Here is a 16,041-nt window from a genome sequence, read left to right on the forward strand (position 1 = left end):
CGTGTCGGAACTTGATGCAGGGACTCAGGTGCTTTCGCGCTCGACGACGCGATAACCGGTTAGGACGATTTCTTGCCGGCGCTGTTTCTCCTCGCCGCGGATTGATTGTATCAGTCTGCGAGCAGCTTGTTGCCCGATCCCGTAGCAGTCGACATTCACGGTGGTGATGCCGGGATGGCAGAAGGCGGCAACTTCATAGTCGCCGAACCCGGCGATGGCGATGTCCTGCGGCACCCGCATGCCGCGGCGCTTGCACTCCATCAGCGCGCCGAAGGCCGAGAGATCCGAGACGCAGAGCACGGCTTCAGTGTCCGGCCAGCGTTCCAGTATGCTGACGACCGCCTGGCCGCCCTGCTCGATGGAGATCGGTGGCACGCCGAAGGAAACGAGGCGACCGGGCGGCAGGCCGAGTTCCTCAATGGCTCTTATGAAGCCTTCACGCCGCTGGCTGCCGCGCGTGTCGCGCGAGGTCGTGCCACCGATGTAGCCGAATTTTCGGTAGCCTTTCCTGGCAAGCGTCTTGACTAGAAGCCCCATCGCCTCTTCGTTGGAGAACCCGACCACCTGATCGATCGGCTTCACCGGCAACTCCCAGGTTTCGACCACGGGAATGCCGGCGCCTTTCAGAAGGCGGCGGGCGCGATCGGTATGAGCGCCACCGGTCAGGATGATGCCTTCCGGCCGCCGGCGGAACATCGCCTCGATCAGCCTTTCTTCCTTCTCAGCCGTGTAGTCGGTATAGCCGAGCAGAAGCTGCAGGCCCGTGCTTTCAAGCTCGTCGGTAATGCCGCGGGCGGTGTCGGCGAAGTTGGAATTGTTGATCGAAGGGACGATAGCGGCGACGAAGCCGGTCTTGCGCGAGGACAGGCTGCCGGCTGACTGGTCGAGCACGTAACCAAGGTCGTTGACCGCGGCCAGGATCTTTTCCCGCGTGGCCTTGGACACCCGGCTGCCCTCCTTCAAAGCCCGCGAGACTGTCATGGTCGACACACCCGCCCGCAGCGCCACGTCGACCATCGTCGGCGCATGGCTCTCGCCCGATCTCGATGATGCTGCCTTGGCCATCATGCCGCTCCGGCGGCCGGCTGCGACCTGGCCAAGGAAAGCGCTAGACGCTCGGGGACAAGGTCTCTGCGGCCTCCGGCATCGCTCATGAACCACCCATAGGAATCAACTTCAAATGCATGTTATCGATACCACATCAATAGCACAACAGCCACGGACGAAGCCCAATTGCGTCTAGACATGGTTATGAGCACTGATTTGCGCGTCGCGATCACACTTTCGATCTGCTATCCTCCGCGCGCCCTTTGGATGGTATCATCTCGGCGAATGGGCGCAAAAGCCGCTTTCGGCGAGAGCGCATCAAATGGGAGGACTTCGCATGTGCAAGGTCTTTGCCGGGCAGGATCCGGAAGGGTATCGGCTGGTCAATCGCTCAGTTCGAATAGGTGGCCATTCAACGAGCATCCAGCTCGAGGCCACTTTTTGGACGCTGTTGGACGAGATCGCCCAGGGACAGGGGATGACGGCGTCAAAGTTCCTATCGCTTTACGACGAAGCGTTGGAGATCAACGGCCATATCCCGAACTTTGCCTCCATGCTGCGCACTACATGCGCGCTCTACCTGCGCGACAGGCGACCACGCGACGGCGAAGCCGAGGGATTGAAGAGCAAGGCAGCCTGATCGCGGGCATTGCTCAAACGCGCCTAGTACCGGAAAATCCCGTGTAGCAGCCGCCTGCTACCAGCGACCCGAATTTTAGCGCTATGTGATATCAATGGCGAACTTTGCCGAGGCGGTGTAGGGTTCACTTCAAGAGAAGGACAAGCCGTATACTAACGGCAACGCCGAGCGAATCTGGGAGGATTCATGGTCGAAATCATTTCCAAGCGGGATGGTCCGCGGCGCGAGGACATGCAGGTCAAAAGGCTGATCGAGCAGAATCGCTCGACTATCGTTCGCCTTGCCGACCAGATCAGCGGCGGCGGCTATTCGGCTTCCAGGAAACCTCGCCAGAAGCCAAAGGCGGAAGGTCTGATCATCCACGTCGGCGGCAGTGCCGCACCCGTGGCCGAAGCCAAACCGTCCATCCAGGTCACCATCAACGGCCGCGTGATTTCGAAGGATCAGAACACAGGCCGCCAACTTCATCACATCGGCGACATCCGCGACCGGGGCGGGGACCAGATCTTCGTGCTGGCGACAAAGCAGAATGGCTTCTTCTCGCCGGTTGACGAAACCGTCGCCGAGGCACTTGCTGGCCTGGACGGATCGCGCCTCGCCGTCACCTATACCGAAGAACAGCTAGCTGCCGACATCGGCGTGAAACTTGGCATCGACTGATCAGGCAGACGCTTGGGCGTGCTCTTCACGTCTAACCCGCGTCAGCATACAAACGCGACAGCATACAGAAATGGCATACCTCAAAGGTTCTGTGATGACTGAATGAAGCGCGAGATAGGCCCCAATCAGATGAAGATCGATGCTCTTCCGGCGCGTGCGTCGGCTGCCGCCAGGCAAATGGTTTTGGGGAACATTGATTATGACGAGCGCGCCACCATGCGCGCCTGGGAAAATTTTCTGGCCGACGAGCCCAAATGTGCCCGCGACCCCGTCCACCCAAGCCACGTCCGCTCCCTCATTCACGAGTCCTGGTATCGCAGCGCCACCGGCGGCATCAACGCTCAAGGGATTGAAGCGCCACTGAGCAGTGATCGCGACGAGATCGAATATCTGACCCGCGCCAATGCAGAACTGCTTTCGGCGGCGCGACGGTCGTTCGCCTCCCTTGGCCAGTTGCTGGATGGGACAGGCGCGATGCTGGTTCTGGCCGACAGCGACGGCGTGCTGATCGACGCCATCGGCGACAAGAAGACGCTGCATGACGGCATGGATATCCACCTCGGCATCGGCGGCAAATGGAACGAGGATGCCGTCGGAACCAACGGCATCGGCACGGCGCTGTGGACTGGAGAGCCGACCTTCGTCCATGCGGCCGAGCATTTCTGCGCCGGCATCAAATCCTGGACCTGCGCCGGCGCGCCGATCCGTGATCCGCTGGACGGCAAGATCATCGGCGTGGTCGACCTGTCAGGCTATTCGCCGATCTTCCGGCCGCACAACACCGCGCTCGTCGCCGCCACCGCCCGGCAGATTGAAAAGGCGCTTGCCGAACAGCAGCAGGAACAACGCACACGTCTGCTCGAAGCCTTCATTTCCTCGGCTCCCAGCTACCGCCGAAAAGACGGGCTGGTGATCGTCGACCATCGGGGCCGGGCGATCTTCTGCAACAACGTGCCTGACGGCGAGAAGACCGAAATGATGGACGGCCCGATGGAACCGGGACGCGGCCGCTGGCTGATGAACCTTCCGTCGTCCGGTTCCGACGCCGATCTTGCCAGGGCACTCCCGGCCCATCTGCGATCCTGCCACATCACGCCGTTGAAGTTGGACGGCGACCTCCGCGGCGCGGCGCTGGTGTTCCCCTCCGTTCCTGCAGTCTCCAGCGTGACTGTGGTCCACCGGGAGGTGAACAAGCATCTTCAGGAAGCTGTCGCCATGATCGTCGGCGAAAGCGAAGCGTTACAGGCCGCCATAGACGTCGCATGCCGCGTCGCCCGATCGAGAGGCGCTACATCGCTGTTGGTCGAAGGTGAGACAGGCGTCGGGAAAGAGCTGTTTGCGCGGCTCGTCCACGCCGGCAGCAGACGCACGGCGACCGATCCGTTCATCGCGATGAATTGTGGGGCGATCACCAGGGACCTGTTCGGCAGCGAATTGTTCGGCCATGTCGCCGGCGCCTTTACCGGCGCCTCGCGTGAAGGCAAGCCGGGCGTATTCGAACTCGCCAATGGCGGCGTGCTCAGTCTCGACGAAATCGGCGAGTTGCCGCTCGAGATCCAGCCATTCCTGTTGCGTGTTTTGGAAGAGCGCGTGGTCCAGCGTATTGGCGACAGCCGGGGACGCCCGGTGGACGTGCGCCTGGTCGCCTCGACCAATCGCGATCTCAAGCAGGAAGTTGCCGCCGGCCGCTTCCGAAGCGATCTCTACTATCGAATTGGCGCGGTCTCGATCACTGTCCCACCGCTGCGCGAGCGCGGCGAGGATGTTCTGCTGCTGATCGAACATTTCAACCGGCAGATCGCAACCGCAGCAGGCGAGGATTCGCTGGAATTCTCACACGACGCGCTCGAGGCCCTGCTTGGTTACCATTGGCCAGGCAATGTGCGCGAACTGAAGAATCTCGTTGGGCGGTTGCACATCCTGGCGCGCGGCGGCACGGTCGAGCTTCAGGATCTTCCTGGGGAAGTCCGCGCCGGCAATCGCAACAACATGCCCATGCACGGCGATCATCCCGGAGCCATCCTCGAAGCACCGGTGTGCACATTCGAGGATGCAGAATGCCAAGCGATCAAGAATGCGCTTGCCGCAGAGAGCGGCAATCTCAGCAAGGTCGCGCTGAGGCTCGGCATTTCGAGGCCGACGCTCTATCGCAAGCTCGGGCAATACGGCATCCAACGCGGTTTCATTTAAACCAAAGTCCGTTCACCGGCACAAAAACCCGCGGCATTCGCGCCGCGGGGTTGGGGAAATTCGTCAGCCGAGTTTGCCTTCAGACAGCGGTCGCGGGATTGATCAGGCCTTTACGACAGCACCGGTCACTTTCTCCGAGACGTAGCCGAGGATGTTGCCGATGATCAGCGAGATAACCACAGCGGCCGCGACCTTGGTGATGGCGCCGACGCCTTCGCCATAGGCGGCCACACCAAGCAGAAAAAGCGCGGCAGTCGTTGCGTAGCCATAAACCGCTGACGGAATGGCGCTCAGCAATGGCACCTTGGCGGCGAGAATCAGGACTACGATTGAAATGCCGACGCAAATGCCGGCCATGATCGCTGTAACCCCGATAGATGTCAGTGCTATCAGTGCGCCGGCGGCGCAAACCGCTCCCCAGAGGTTTGCGACCGCCGAATTCTTGAACCCGGCTTCCTTGCCGCCACAGTGATAGAAACTCCCCCAGCCGACAAACACCGCCCAGATCAGCAGATAGGGGTTGCCGATGGTGATCGCTGCCCACGTTGCAATGCCGCCCATAATGCCGATGACGACGGCCAACCCTGTGATAAGATCCATATTGTCCTCCCGTTTTTCCAAAGCTCGAAGCAAAGAAACTGTCAGGATCGCGCTTCGCCAGACGTCCCGACACCAAAACGCCATGGAATCAACCACGGGGTTCAAGGAGAAAGCTTGCCGGGTCCCGGCAAGCAATCAGGCCGGCTGAGCCGCCGGTTCGCTCGCGCCGATCACCCCGGCGCGCAATGCCAGTCCGGCTGCGCTCGCGCCAAGGCATGGCGCCACGATATAGAGCCAGAGCTGCGACAGCGCAGGTCCACCGGCAAAGAGCGCCGGGCCGAGCGAGCGGGCCGGATTGACCGACGATCCGGACACGGCAATGCCTGCGAGATGGATCATGACCAGCGTAAGTCCGATCGCCAGGCCGGCCAGAGGACCTGCCCCGCCTTCGGTTGTGGCGCGAAGGATGACGAGCATAAACAGGAACGTGGCGATCGCCTCGAACAGGAAGGCCGACGTTGCCGAATAGGCCGACCAGCCATTCTGGGCGAAGCCATTAGCCGCCACGTCGTAGCCGCCGCCCTTGCCTTGGGCGATGACGTAGAGCACCGCCGATGCAACAATCGCACCCGCGCATTGCGCGAAGACATAGCCGATCAGGTCCTTCGATTTCATTCGACCGGAGACGAAGAAGCCGAGGCTCACCGCCGGATTGAGGTGTGCGCCTGAAATCGGTCCGATCGAATAGGCCATCGCCACTACCGCCAGACCGAAGGCCATGGCGACGCCGAGCAGGCCGACTTCGGCGCGCATGAACAGGACCGTCGCGCAGCCGAAGAAAACCAGCGCGAAGGTTCCGATGAATTCACAGACGTATTTGTTCATTTCTTCCTCTCTATGCAGATGACGACGGGACCGAAACGTTGCGCCCGTTCCGTACGGGTCCGGTCCGGAATTTTCAGGGAACGATGACGCCTCGACCGGTGAACCGCCGGTTCTTGAAATCGTCGAGTGCGGTGTTGATGCTGGCGAGGTTGTATTCGGTGTAATGCATCTTCACCTTGCCGTCGGCGTTGAGCTCCATCAGCTCGACAAGCTCTGTGAAATTGCCAACCAGGCTGCCGCCGATGTTGATTTCCTCGATGACGAGATGCGCGGTCGGCACATTGACGGCGCCGCCATAGCCGACGACGAACAATTGCCCGCCCTTGCGCACCATCTTCCAGCAGATGTTCTCGACGCCGAGCTCGCCGACGAAATCGATGACCACGTGGGCGCCGCCGCCGGTGATCTGGCTGACCTCCTCGATGACGTTGGGTCCGCCATCGAGAACGAAGTCGGCGCCCAGATCCTTGGCCAGCACGCGCGCGGCCGGCTCGCGATCGACGGCAATAATACGGCAGCCCGAGATCGCGTGCAGCGATTGCAGCGCGATATGGCCGAGCCCGCCGATACCGAGCAGCACACAGTAACTCCCAGGCCTTAGCAGCTTGGCCGCCCGCTTGGCGGCGCGGTAGGCGGTGATGCCGGCGTCAGCCAACGGCGCCACTTCGATCGGCGTCACATTGGCGTTGAGCTTGATCAGCGAGCGTTCGCTGGTGATGAAATATTCGGCGAAGCCGCCATTCATGCCAAGACCGGGGAACTGGCCGTTGTCGCAGTACATGTCCTCACCGTGCCGGCAGTTGAGGCAGATGCCGCAAGAGCGGAACGGATGACAGATTACGGCGTCGCCGCGCTTGACCGACCTGACGCCGCTGCCGACCTCCTCGACCCAGCCGGCATTTTCATGGCCCATGATGTAAGGCAACAGCGTGCCTTCGGGGTCCATCGTCGGCTTCCATACGCCTTCGATGATGTGCAGGTCGGTGCGGCAGAGACCGGCGGCACCAACCCGCACGATCACCTCGTCGGGCGCGGTGATCGTCGGCGCCTTGACCTCCTCGATCCTAAGCTGGACGTTCATCTTCGGATCGTATTCGTAGAGTCTGGCAGCTTTCATCGTCGTATCCTTTCAATGTCGAGATTGTTCGGATTGCTCAGGCGCGGCCGAGCTTTTCAGAGCCGCCGCCGCGGGCCGGTCCCGTCGTCGGGTCCTCATCCTCGGCGAGATGGCCAATCAACGTTTCGGTGGTCAGGATCAGCGTCGCCACCGAAGCTGCGTTGGCGAGCGCAGTGTAGGTGACGCGGACCGGATCGATGATCCCTGCCTCGAACATGTTCTGGTAGCTGCCGGCAGACGCGTTGTAGCCGTAGCCGCCGTTGATGCGCGTGACTTCCGCCACGACTGCTTCTGGATCGGCGCCGGCATTGGCGGCTATGCGCCAGAGCGGCCGCGACAGCACCGAGCGCACAAGTCGCACACCTTCGGCGACATCGCCGTCAACGCCGGTCGCCACCTTGTCGAGCAGCGGCGCGATCTGGGCAAGCGCTGAGCCGCCGCCGGCGACCACGCCCTCTTCGCACGCGGCGCGTACCGCATTGAGCGAGTCCTCGATCAGTTGGATGGTCCGCTTTTGCTCGACCGGTGTGACGCCGCCGGCATAAAGGATCGCGGTGCCGCCAGAGAGCTTGGCCAGGCGCTCGCGCAGCTTGTCCTGGTCGATGTTCGGCGGCGAGGCCTCATACTGTCGCTGCACCTGGGCGCGGCGCGATGCGATTGCCGCATGGTCGCCGCCGCCGCGGATGATCGAGGTGTAGGACGAACTGGTCTTCACCCGATCAGCCGTTCCGAGGTCGTCGGCGGTGATATCCTCCAGCCGGCCGCCGAGGTCACGCGCGATCACCTTGCCGCCGGTGATGATCGCCAGATCCTCCATCATCGCCTTGCGCCAATGGCCATATTCCGGCGGATGGACGACGAGGTATTTTCCAGGTCCCTGCTTGCCGAGCAGCGTCACCACGACTTCCGGCGACATTTCCTCGGACACGATCAGCAGCGGCCGACCGACCTCGTCGGCGATGCGGCGGACCGCATCGAGCTGCTCGGGCTCTTTGATCTTGAGATCGGTCATCAGGATGTAGGGCCGGTCGAGAACGGCCTCCATCTTCTCCTGGTCGGTCACCATATGATGAGAGAGATAGCCGCGTTCGAAGGACATGCCTTCGACCACATCGAGCGTGGTCTCAGTGGTGACGCTGAAGTCGGTGGTGATGACGCCTTCGGCGCCCACCCGCTGATGCGCTTCAGCCACAAGTGCGCCAAGTTTCGTGTTGGTCGCGGCGATGTTGGCGACCGATGCGAGAATCCCGTTGCCCTTGGCAGGCTTGGCCGACGCCTTGAGCGCGGCCACCACCGCCGCCACGGCAAGGTCGATGCCTTTGCACAGATCGACGGACTTCACACCGCGCTCATTCGCCTCGACGCCGCCCTGGATGAGCGCGTTGGCGAGCACGATGGCCGTCGTTGTGCCGTCGCCGGCGATCTCGTTGGTCTGCATCGACACCTCACGGACAACTTGCGCGCCCATGTTTTCGAAACGGTCGTGCAGTTCGATCTCGGAGGCGATGCTGACGCCATCGCGGGTCACCATCGGCGTGCCGATCGGCCGGTCGATCATGGCGTTCATGCCTTTGGGACCGAGCGTCGGCTCGACGGCGGCTGCAAGCCGGAAGACACCGCGGGCGAGAGCCCGGCGGGCCTCCGAATTATGAAGCATTATTTTGGGCATGATTCCTCCTTCCGCCTTACGGGCGGGTTGTTGGTTAGGGGCCTCGTGCGAGGGAGGCCGTTGCTGTCGGCTCTGCTTCAGGCGGTCGGTGCGGTCCGTGCCGGCACGCGATCCATGATGAAATCGACCAGCGTCGGTTCGCCGTCGACCACATCCAGTTCCTTGTATCTGGTCTGCTTGAGCCCCCGGCACAGCGCGCCGTTGAACTCCATGTTGATGCGCACACCGCGCAGTTCGGCGAGATGGGCGCTGAGCGCGCCAGAAGGTATGCGTGGCCCCTCCCAGGTCACGAAGACGGGATCATCCGCCCGGCGGTTCGGAAACCGCTCGAGCAGCGCCGCCCGGTATCGCGGCTTCTGCTTGGCCGCCTCGCCCGGCTCGAACCGGGCGACGTCGTAGGCCGGCAGGTCCATGCCGAGGATTTCGCGATCGGTCAGACCGTGCGCCTTGAGGCCGCGCAGGACTGCCTCCTGGCGCCGCTTGAAGGCCTTAATCGCAAAGGTTTCGCGCAAGCCGCCGAGATCCTGATCCTCGGCAAGCAGGGCGAAGATATCGCCGAAGCTCTTGCCGGCCTCCATGCCGCGATTGACCTCGTCGGCGAACATGTGGTCGTGCAGCTTGACGCGATAGGCCGGCGCCCAGGAGAGCTGGTCGAGCGCCTTGCGGACGCCGTCCAGCATCAGGAACGCGAAGTTGGGCGAGCACCAGTAGGTCGGCAGGCGGAAGTCTATCTCCACGCTGCCATCGCTCGTCATCGCGGCTCGCTCGACGAAGCCCATCTCGGTAATCGGTTCGTCGAGCTCCGGGTCGTTGACCTCACCAAGGCACCGCCAGAGTTCGTTCTCGCGGTTGCCGGAAACGCTGGCGGTTGCCATGGCCCCTACTCCGCCGCGATGCTGAAGGGCGAGCCGGCGAGCGCCTTCTTCTTGGCTTCGATGTCGATGTTGTAGAGGCGCGCGGCATTGAGGCCGAGGATCTTCTCCTTGATCTCGTCGGTCAGTTGAACGCCACGTTCCGCGGCGATGTCCTCGGGGATCTGGTAGGCCCAGAATTTCTCGACAAGCCAGCGCGGCGTCCAGATCGCGTAGTCGGAACCAAACAGGATCTTCTCCGGCCCGAGCCAGAACAGCAGTTCGGCGATGACCTCGCCAAAATAGCGCGGGCGGGAATGGATGAAGGGCAGCGCCACGGCCAGCCCGCCATAGACATTGGTTTCCTGCGTCGCGATCCAGCAGAAATCGTCGAGACGCGGCAGGCCGCAATGCTCGATGATCCAGTTGAGGCCCTGGAAATCCGTCGCCGCGTGATCGACGTCATGGACGTCGAAGGCATCCTTCGAGAGTGGCAGGATGGTCGGTCCCTTGTGGACGTGGATGTTCCTGATCCCGAGCTTGTCGCAGAGTTCGAAACACTTGTAGGCATCAGGATCGGTGAGCTTCCAGCCCTTGGAGGCGCCGTTCCATTCGGCCGTGTACATCTTCACGCCCTGGACGTCATAGGTCTCCTTGAGGAAGTGGATGTACTCGAGCGCCTTCTCGCCGTCGCGCGGATCGAAGGCGCCGTTGACGATGAAACGCTCCGGATAGCGCCTGGCTACCTCGGCGTTGCGCTCGATGGTGTTGAAGCCGTTCTTGTAGAAGTCCTTGAGATAGGTCGACTGGACGATCGCCACATCGTCGGGACCGTCGATGAACAGGTCGCGATAGAGATCGTCGGCGCTGTATTTCTCGAACTTGCTCTTCTCCCAAAGCTGGTCCTTGGGACTCAGCCCGGTGTGATAGGCGTAGAAGCAATCGATGAACTGCTTGCCGTGGATGTTCTTCTGGTTTTCGGGGCTGCCGTCCCAGAAATGGGTGTGGCCATCGACCACGAAGATATCCTTGCCTTCCGGTGTCCTAAACATTCTTTCCTCCACGAGATGGGGCGTTGATCGGTTCGGCGCGCCGCAACCAGGGCGGCGCGCCCGGTTTTTTGGCGGCTATTCGATGTATTCGAACATCTCGTCCATGTTGCCGAACAGGATCACGGTGTTGTCGTCGACGCGAACCATGCGGCCGTAATGGGTGGAGGTGTTTACCTCGAAGGTCTCGGCTGAAATCTCGCGGCCGAGATATTCACCGATCGCGTCCATCTTGAAGATCAGCTTGCCGTCACCGTCGATGCGGATCAGCGCCGGCTGGTAGGTGATGGTCACCCCCGGCTTCTGGCCCATGAATTCGGCGATGGCTCTCGCCTCGACCGAGTCGTTCATGGTGACGCCGCACTGATGCGAAATCGTCTGTTCGAAGGTGATGTCCTTCATCTCCTTGAAGATGTTTGAATGCGTTGCGTCGCGTGCTGCTAGTGACATGACATTTCTCCCTGTGTCAGCGCTTGAGGCCGAGTTCGCCGAGGATCTGCCCAATCCGCTCTTCGGATTTGGCGCGGACATCAGCGAACGCGACCGGCTTGGAATGCGGCATTGACCAGATCGGCTGCAGGCCGACGGCTGCCTTGTCGGCGAGCGCGCCATGTTTCTTGACCCAGCCCTGGAAGAGCTTCTTGTTCGCCGCGCCGTGCTTCTCGTCATTGGCGAGCAGGTGCATGAGGTCGATCGTGTTGGCGAGATTGCGCTCGTAGTCGGCCTCTGCTGCCGAGATCACCGCAGGCGTGATGAAGTCATGGTTGGCGGCGGCGATCTGCATCAGGAAGCCGGAGCGGAATGCCTCCCCGACCAGCGGCTCGAAGACGATGTTGATGGCGAAATACTGTTCGAGATAGTCGGTCGCGCCCATGATAGTCTCGACCGCCTCCCGCGTCCCCTGCCAGTTCGCGTCCTCGAGCCAGGTCTTCTTGCCGAGTTCGTCGTTCCAGCCGGGAAGGTCCATGCCGATCTCGGCAAGGTAGAGCGTGATGTCCTGCGCAAGCCGCAGCTTGTAGGACGAGTTGGTCAGCGTCGCGTTGTTGATCATCTGGGTGTAACCGTAGCGCTGCGCCTGCATCAGCGAGGTGCCGAGCCCGAATTCGGCATGTTTCCAGGCGCCGAGCTGCGTCTGCAGGATCTTGACCCAAGCCTTGTCGAAGGTCTTCGGTGCACCGGACTTGCGGGCATTGTTAATGACGCTCTGCACCATCGTCTCGATCTTCGACTGGCGCTGGTAGTGCGTGCGCTCCCATTCCTGATCGGGGGCGCGGAAGGCATGCCAGTTGGAGCTCTGTGCGGCGGTGTTCTGCTTGACATAGGCGCCCTTGCCGTCGGCGAAGGAGATGATCCAGTCCTGGATCAGGTAGCGCTCGGGATCGGGCTGGACGTCCACCGTCATGTCTTCGTAGTGGGTGGCACGTTGGCCCTTCGGGTCGAAATACCGGTACTTCCGGCTGTCGGAGTCGGCAAAGATCGCCGCGCCGGCGGCACCGGATCCGACTGAACTCGAGGTAGCTGGCATAGTCTTCACTCCCTTGTTGCAGTTGTGGTCACAGTTGCGTGGCCGCCTCTCAATGGGCCGGCGTTGCACCTGCCGATGTGGTGAACTTGTCGAAGAAGATGCGCTCCGTCTCAAACCCGTTCATGAACAGAACCGGCTGAAGCGCATCGATCATCGGCGGCGGGCCACAGGCATGGACGTCGCCCTGCCCGTCGACCGCCAGTTGCTTGAGCTTTGCGTCGACACTCTGGTGTACGAAGCCGCGCTCGCCTTGCCATTCGGCATCATCAGTCGCGTGCGACAGCACGGGAATGAAGGTGACGTCGGGATGGTTGCCGACCAACTCGGCGATCCTGTCGAGGTAGAACAGGTCGTTGCGGGTGCGGGCACCGTAGAAGAAATAGACCGGACGTTTCTCGCCGCTCTTGAGATGGTCGTTGAGAATCGACCAGATCGGTGACATGCCCGATCCGGCCCCGACCAGGATCAGGGGTCCTTGCCGTTCGTCCCGGCGGAAACAGGTTCCGTAGGGTCCGACGACGGTGACGTCTGCCCCGGCCCTGATGCCTCCGGAATCGAGTTCTCCGGAGAACTTTCCCTCAGGGTACTTTTTGATGATGAAGGAGAGTTTTTGGGTTTCGTCCGGCGTATTTGCCATGGAGAACGAGCGCGTAATCGTCTCCCCTTTTTGCGTGGTAACCGTGATGTCGACATATTGCCCCGCCCAGAACTTTATCGGCGAGCCGAGTTCGATCTCGATGCCGCGAATGTCGTGGGTCAGGTGCTCGATCCGAGCAATCCGGCCCTTGAACGTCTTCACGGCGATCGCTTTCGCCAAAATCTCCTCGTCGTAGTTGAGAAGCTCGACTTCCAGATCGGAGTAGGCGATGCAGCGGCACAAAAGGACGTGGCCGCTCTCCTTCTCCATGTCGTTCAGTGCGAAGGTCGAGTATTTGAGCATGTCGACTTCGCCTTCGAGCAACACGCTTTTGCAGGCGGAGCATTGCCCTTCCTTGCAACCGTGCGGCAGCGCGATACCCTGGCGGAACGCGGCGTTGAGCACCGTTTCGCCATTTTCGACTTCGAATTCGACGCCGACCGGGCTGAGCCTGACCGTGTGGGTTTCCGACATACGGACCTCCAGTGAAAGAAGGGGCGGGACGAACCCGCCCCCTTAGCCTGATCAGTTGCAGGGATTGATGGTGAAGCCGGCCCGGTATTCAGCCAAGTGCTTCTCACGGTCCGCGGGCGACATGGCACGCAGCGCGTTGAGCGGCGACCCGAGCTTGTTGCCGCGCACGTCGTCCAGCGTCCACATCTCCTTGTCGTCGAAGCGCATATGCGGCTGCGGGACGAGCGTCTTGCCATCGGAGCGGACGAAGTTCAGGTCCTTGATCGCATCAGCCAGATCCCAGCCGTCATAGAGCGTCTCCCACTCGCGCTTGCCGCTGAAGCGGCCCATGGCAGGCGTCGGGCGGCCCTGATACTCGTCGGCGAACGCCACGGTGGCAGTCCACTTGTCGAGTTCGTGGGCGAAGGTGTGCAGCTGGCCGTCGATCTCGCCGACAACCATATCCTCGCGGATCAGGCAGGGAACGAGGCAGGACCAGCAGCGATGCGGATAGACGTAACCGACGTCGCTGTTGAACAGCAGCACCTTCTCGCCCTTGTGGCTGAGCTTGGCGTACCATTTCCAGAAGTCACCGAACTCGGCGTACCAGCCCGGATATTTGTGCTCAAACCACTCGAAGTCCTTGTCGGTCTGGGCTTCGATCCGCCAGAAGTTGACCGGCCAGCCGACCGCGAAGAATTGTCCGACCTTGTGGACAAAGTTCTTCTTGGTGATGCGTTCCCAGGCCGCCTGGACGTCGTCATGGTGGACCTTGATACCGTATTTCTCGAGCGGCAACATGTAGGTGCGGTAGTAGTCCTCGTAGATCCAGCGGTGCCACATTTCCGCGTAGGACTCCTTGTTCTTGTCGCGGTTTGTGGTGCCGTATTCGATGAAAGTGCCGATGGCAGCGTCAACGATGGCGTGGTTCTGCCAGAAGGCGTAGCGCAGGTCGCGTTCGAGCAGCAGATGATTCTCCGGCTCCTTGAGTGCTGCCATCAGCAGGGAGTGGCCATTGCCGATGTGCCGGCTCTCGTCCGACTGCACCGACAGGAAGACGGTCGGCAGCGCATAGTCGCCGTTGCGGGCGGCTTCCGAAGGCATGGCCACGAACAGCGTGTTGGTGAAGGCGGTCTCGGCCACCACGGTCAGGTACATGCAGGCGGCGGTCATCGTGTCGCCGGTGATGAAGCCTTCGGCGAACTGCCGGCCGATGGTCGTGGCGTAGCATTTTCCGAAGGCCTCCTCGGTGATGTCGAAGCCGGCCGGATCGATGTAGTTCTCCATGTACCATTTCTTCAGATTCATCTGGATCGTCGAGTGACGGAACTCGTCGATCATCTGCATCGTGAAGCCGGTCCGGAGTTCCTCGCCGGGCGCGATGCGGGCGACCATCGCCATCGAGCGGGCGGCGGAGATTTCCGGGAAGGGAATGATGGCCAGGAAGAGCTTCATCCACTCGACCCAACGCGGTTCGACGTTGCGGAACATGTCGCCGCGCAAGGCCGCATCGAGCGCGCCATAGACGCGGTTGTCCTTCTCCTCCTGCATCGGGAAATAGGACCGCAGGACCTGTTTCATCGGGTCGCGCGGCGTCTTGTTGATCTTGTAGTCGGTCGGAAACGTCATCGCTTCCTGGACGTAGGAAGGGTTCCAGCCGAGATCGGCAATCTTCTTGGTCGCCTCGCCGACGGAGATTCCGCGTTGCGAGGTAATCTTGTTGAGCGTCAGAGACGTCATGGTCATAAGCCTCCACCAGGTTTGAGCCGCAGGTCCCTTGACCCAGGCATGAAGCGGCGCACAGCGCCGCAAGTGAGAGTGCGAACGGCACGGCAAAGGGTTGCGCGTTCAGGCGCGACTCATGGTCCGGCCATTCAACTGGATCGCGGCAAAGGTTTTAGAGGCGTCAGGCAGGGATCCTCGGCGCCAACCGCGTTTGCGATGGGCGCATCGAAGCGGACGTGACTAGTCCCCTGTTTCCTCCGTTCCTTCGTTCTTTTGGCACCGCGTCAAAAGGCGCGATGGGCTTCTTATGGAAATGTATAAAGCAAGCGCCGTGCCAAATTCGAGAACGGCGCCATGGCTGGCGCAAAAGCAAAATCGCCGCCCTTTCGGCGCGTGAAGAGATGGTCAGCTGTAACGTTCTTTTACAATTGTAACGTACGGATGTAACATCTAATACATATCTCGCAACTGCAATATATATCAGTTAGCATATGCAACATATACGAAAACATGCATCAACTATTTAACAAGCCTTCTTTCTGCACTATTTGAATGCGATAGCTATGGATGAGCATGGGACTGGAGAAAGACCGTGGCGAACGACGGAGACAGTGGGTGGCCGCCTGAGCGGATGTCCAACCAGGCCGACGCCGTCACGGGTGATCTTGTCAGGCTGATGCCCCGGGATCTGGTGTTTGTCATGCGTTTCATGGGCGAGAGCCAATATCGCCTGCAGAGCCACTTCCAGGACTTCATCCGGGCCGAGCTTGCCGCCGGTGGCGTCACCACAGAGACGCACCCAATGATCCATCTGTTCATCGAGAACCATGCGATCCTGTTGCGGGACTTCGTGTTTTCCGGCGTTTCGCTGTCGCGCCAGTTCCGCGTCGACGAGATCGAGCGCCTCACCGGCGATACGACATCGATGATCCGCGTCGACATCTGGGATCAGCTCAAGAGCCACATCGAAACGGCCGAAAAGCAGTTCCATTCGCGGGTCGGCACACGGCTTTCGAGACACCCGGACCAATAGCTGGGGGCGAAAAATGACAG

General features: G+C 61.2%; 15 protein-coding genes. 4 read left to right on the forward strand and 11 right to left on the reverse strand.

Going from position 1 to position 16,041, the window contains the following annotated elements:
- Positions 1–24: 24 nt before the first annotated feature.
- A complete protein-coding gene (locus tag JT360_RS26785) occupies positions 25–1,068 on the reverse strand; it encodes a LacI family DNA-binding transcriptional regulator (protein WP_214475408.1) in 1,044 nt (347 codons plus the stop codon).
- A gap of 316 nt (positions 1,069–1,384) precedes the next feature.
- Between JT360_RS26785 and JT360_RS26790 the strand changes: the two genes are divergently transcribed.
- The 3 genes from JT360_RS26790 (at position 1,385) to JT360_RS26800 (ending at position 4,537) form a co-directional block, all read left to right on the forward strand.
- Positions 1,385–1,687, forward strand: coding sequence for a ribbon-helix-helix domain-containing protein (locus JT360_RS26790; protein ID WP_214475409.1), 303 nt, complete (start codon positions 1,385–1,387; stop codon positions 1,685–1,687).
- Between the two features lie 186 nt (positions 1,688–1,873).
- Entirely contained in the window at positions 1,874–2,347 is a 474-nt protein-coding gene (locus tag JT360_RS26795; RefSeq protein ID WP_214475411.1) for a hypothetical protein, read from the forward strand.
- Positions 2,348–2,449: 102 nt separating this feature from the next.
- The gene (locus JT360_RS26800) at positions 2,450–4,537 is read left to right on the forward strand and encodes a sigma-54-dependent Fis family transcriptional regulator (protein ID WP_214475413.1); all 2,088 of its coding nucleotides are present in this window, start codon (positions 2,450–2,452) and stop codon (positions 4,535–4,537) included.
- Between the two features lie 102 nt (positions 4,538–4,639).
- On the opposite strand, the gene JT360_RS26805 is transcribed toward JT360_RS26800, so the two are convergent.
- From JT360_RS26805 to JT360_RS26850, 10 genes are all read right to left on the reverse strand, one after another.
- The gene (locus tag JT360_RS26805; protein WP_352128488.1) at positions 4,640–5,233 is read right to left on the reverse strand and encodes a DUF1097 domain-containing protein; all 594 of its coding nucleotides are present in this window, start codon (positions 5,231–5,233) and stop codon (positions 4,640–4,642) included.
- 39 nt (positions 5,234–5,272) lie between these two features.
- Positions 5,273–5,962 (reverse strand): MIP family channel protein, encoded by a 690-nt coding sequence (locus tag JT360_RS26810; RefSeq protein ID WP_214475417.1) that lies wholly within the window; start codon positions 5,960–5,962, stop codon positions 5,273–5,275.
- 73 nt (positions 5,963–6,035) lie between these two features.
- Positions 6,036–7,079 (reverse strand): NAD(P)-dependent alcohol dehydrogenase, encoded by a 1,044-nt coding sequence (locus tag JT360_RS26815; RefSeq protein WP_214475418.1) that lies wholly within the window; start codon positions 7,077–7,079, stop codon positions 6,036–6,038.
- 37 nt (positions 7,080–7,116) lie between these two features.
- A complete protein-coding gene (locus tag JT360_RS26820; RefSeq protein WP_214475420.1) occupies positions 7,117–8,748 on the reverse strand; it encodes a molecular chaperone GroEL in 1,632 nt (543 codons plus the stop codon).
- Positions 8,749–8,825: 77 nt separating this feature from the next.
- A complete protein-coding gene (locus tag JT360_RS26825) occupies positions 8,826–9,623 on the reverse strand; it encodes an iron-sulfur cluster assembly protein (RefSeq protein WP_214475422.1) in 798 nt (265 codons plus the stop codon).
- Between the two features lie 5 nt (positions 9,624–9,628).
- Positions 9,629–10,651: an amidohydrolase family protein gene (locus tag JT360_RS26830; protein ID WP_214475424.1), complete on the reverse strand. Its 1,023-nt coding sequence runs from the start codon at positions 10,649–10,651 to the stop codon at positions 9,629–9,631.
- Positions 10,652–10,726: 75 nt separating this feature from the next.
- Positions 10,727–11,098, reverse strand: coding sequence for an MmoB/DmpM family protein (locus JT360_RS26835; RefSeq protein WP_006206781.1), 372 nt, complete (start codon positions 11,096–11,098; stop codon positions 10,727–10,729).
- A 16-nt stretch (positions 11,099–11,114) separates the two neighbouring features.
- Positions 11,115–12,173 (reverse strand): aromatic/alkene monooxygenase hydroxylase subunit beta, encoded by a 1,059-nt coding sequence (locus tag JT360_RS26840; protein WP_214475426.1) that lies wholly within the window; start codon positions 12,171–12,173, stop codon positions 11,115–11,117.
- 49 nt (positions 12,174–12,222) lie between these two features.
- Positions 12,223–13,284, reverse strand: a complete 1,062-nt coding sequence (locus JT360_RS26845) for an NADH:ubiquinone reductase (Na(+)-transporting) subunit F (protein WP_214475429.1) — start codon at positions 13,282–13,284, stop codon at positions 12,223–12,225.
- Between the two features lie 51 nt (positions 13,285–13,335).
- A complete protein-coding gene (locus JT360_RS26850) occupies positions 13,336–15,009 on the reverse strand; it encodes an aromatic/alkene/methane monooxygenase hydroxylase/oxygenase subunit alpha (protein WP_214475431.1) in 1,674 nt (557 codons plus the stop codon).
- A gap of 571 nt (positions 15,010–15,580) precedes the next feature.
- On the opposite strand from JT360_RS26850, the gene JT360_RS26855 reads away from it, so the two are divergent.
- Positions 15,581–16,021: a hypothetical protein gene (locus JT360_RS26855; RefSeq protein WP_214475433.1), complete on the forward strand. Its 441-nt coding sequence runs from the start codon at positions 15,581–15,583 to the stop codon at positions 16,019–16,021.
- Positions 16,022–16,041 lie beyond the last annotated feature (20 nt).

Source organism: Mesorhizobium sp. dw_380 (assembly GCF_018588885.1).
GTDB lineage: Bacteria > Pseudomonadota > Alphaproteobacteria > Rhizobiales > Rhizobiaceae > Mesorhizobium.

Bases quoted from the DNA above. Each gene is read 5' to 3' on its own strand.
- JT360_RS26810 (WP_214475417.1), bottom strand. From the start codon at position 5,962: ATGAACAAATACGTCTGTGAATTCATCGGAACCTTCGCGCTGGTTTTC.
- JT360_RS26830 (WP_214475424.1), bottom strand. From the start codon at position 10,651: ATGTTTAGGACACCGGAAGGCAAGGATATCTTCGTGGTCGATGGCCAC.
- JT360_RS26795 (WP_214475411.1), top strand. From the start codon at position 1,874: ATGGTCGAAATCATTTCCAAGCGGGATGGTCCGCGGCGCGAGGACATG.
- JT360_RS26785 (WP_214475408.1), bottom strand. From the start codon at position 1,068: ATGATGGCCAAGGCAGCATCATCGAGATCGGGCGAGAGCCATGCGCCG.
- JT360_RS26825 (WP_214475422.1), bottom strand. From the start codon at position 9,623: ATGGCAACCGCCAGCGTTTCCGGCAACCGCGAGAACGAACTCTGGCGG.
- JT360_RS26840 (WP_214475426.1), bottom strand. From the start codon at position 12,173: ATGCCAGCTACCTCGAGTTCAGTCGGATCCGGTGCCGCCGGCGCGGCG.
- JT360_RS26850 (WP_214475431.1), bottom strand. From the start codon at position 15,009: ATGACCATGACGTCTCTGACGCTCAACAAGATTACCTCGCAACGCGGA.
- JT360_RS26790 (WP_214475409.1), top strand. From the start codon at position 1,385: ATGTGCAAGGTCTTTGCCGGGCAGGATCCGGAAGGGTATCGGCTGGTC.
- JT360_RS26845 (WP_214475429.1), bottom strand. From the start codon at position 13,284: ATGTCGGAAACCCACACGGTCAGGCTCAGCCCGGTCGGCGTCGAATTC.
- JT360_RS26815 (WP_214475418.1), bottom strand. From the start codon at position 7,079: ATGAAAGCTGCCAGACTCTACGAATACGATCCGAAGATGAACGTCCAG.
- JT360_RS26835 (WP_006206781.1), bottom strand. From the start codon at position 11,098: ATGTCACTAGCAGCACGCGACGCAACGCATTCAAACATCTTCAAGGAG.
- JT360_RS26800 (WP_214475413.1), top strand. From the start codon at position 2,450: ATGAAGCGCGAGATAGGCCCCAATCAGATGAAGATCGATGCTCTTCCG.
- JT360_RS26820 (WP_214475420.1), bottom strand. From the start codon at position 8,748: ATGCCCAAAATAATGCTTCATAATTCGGAGGCCCGCCGGGCTCTCGCC.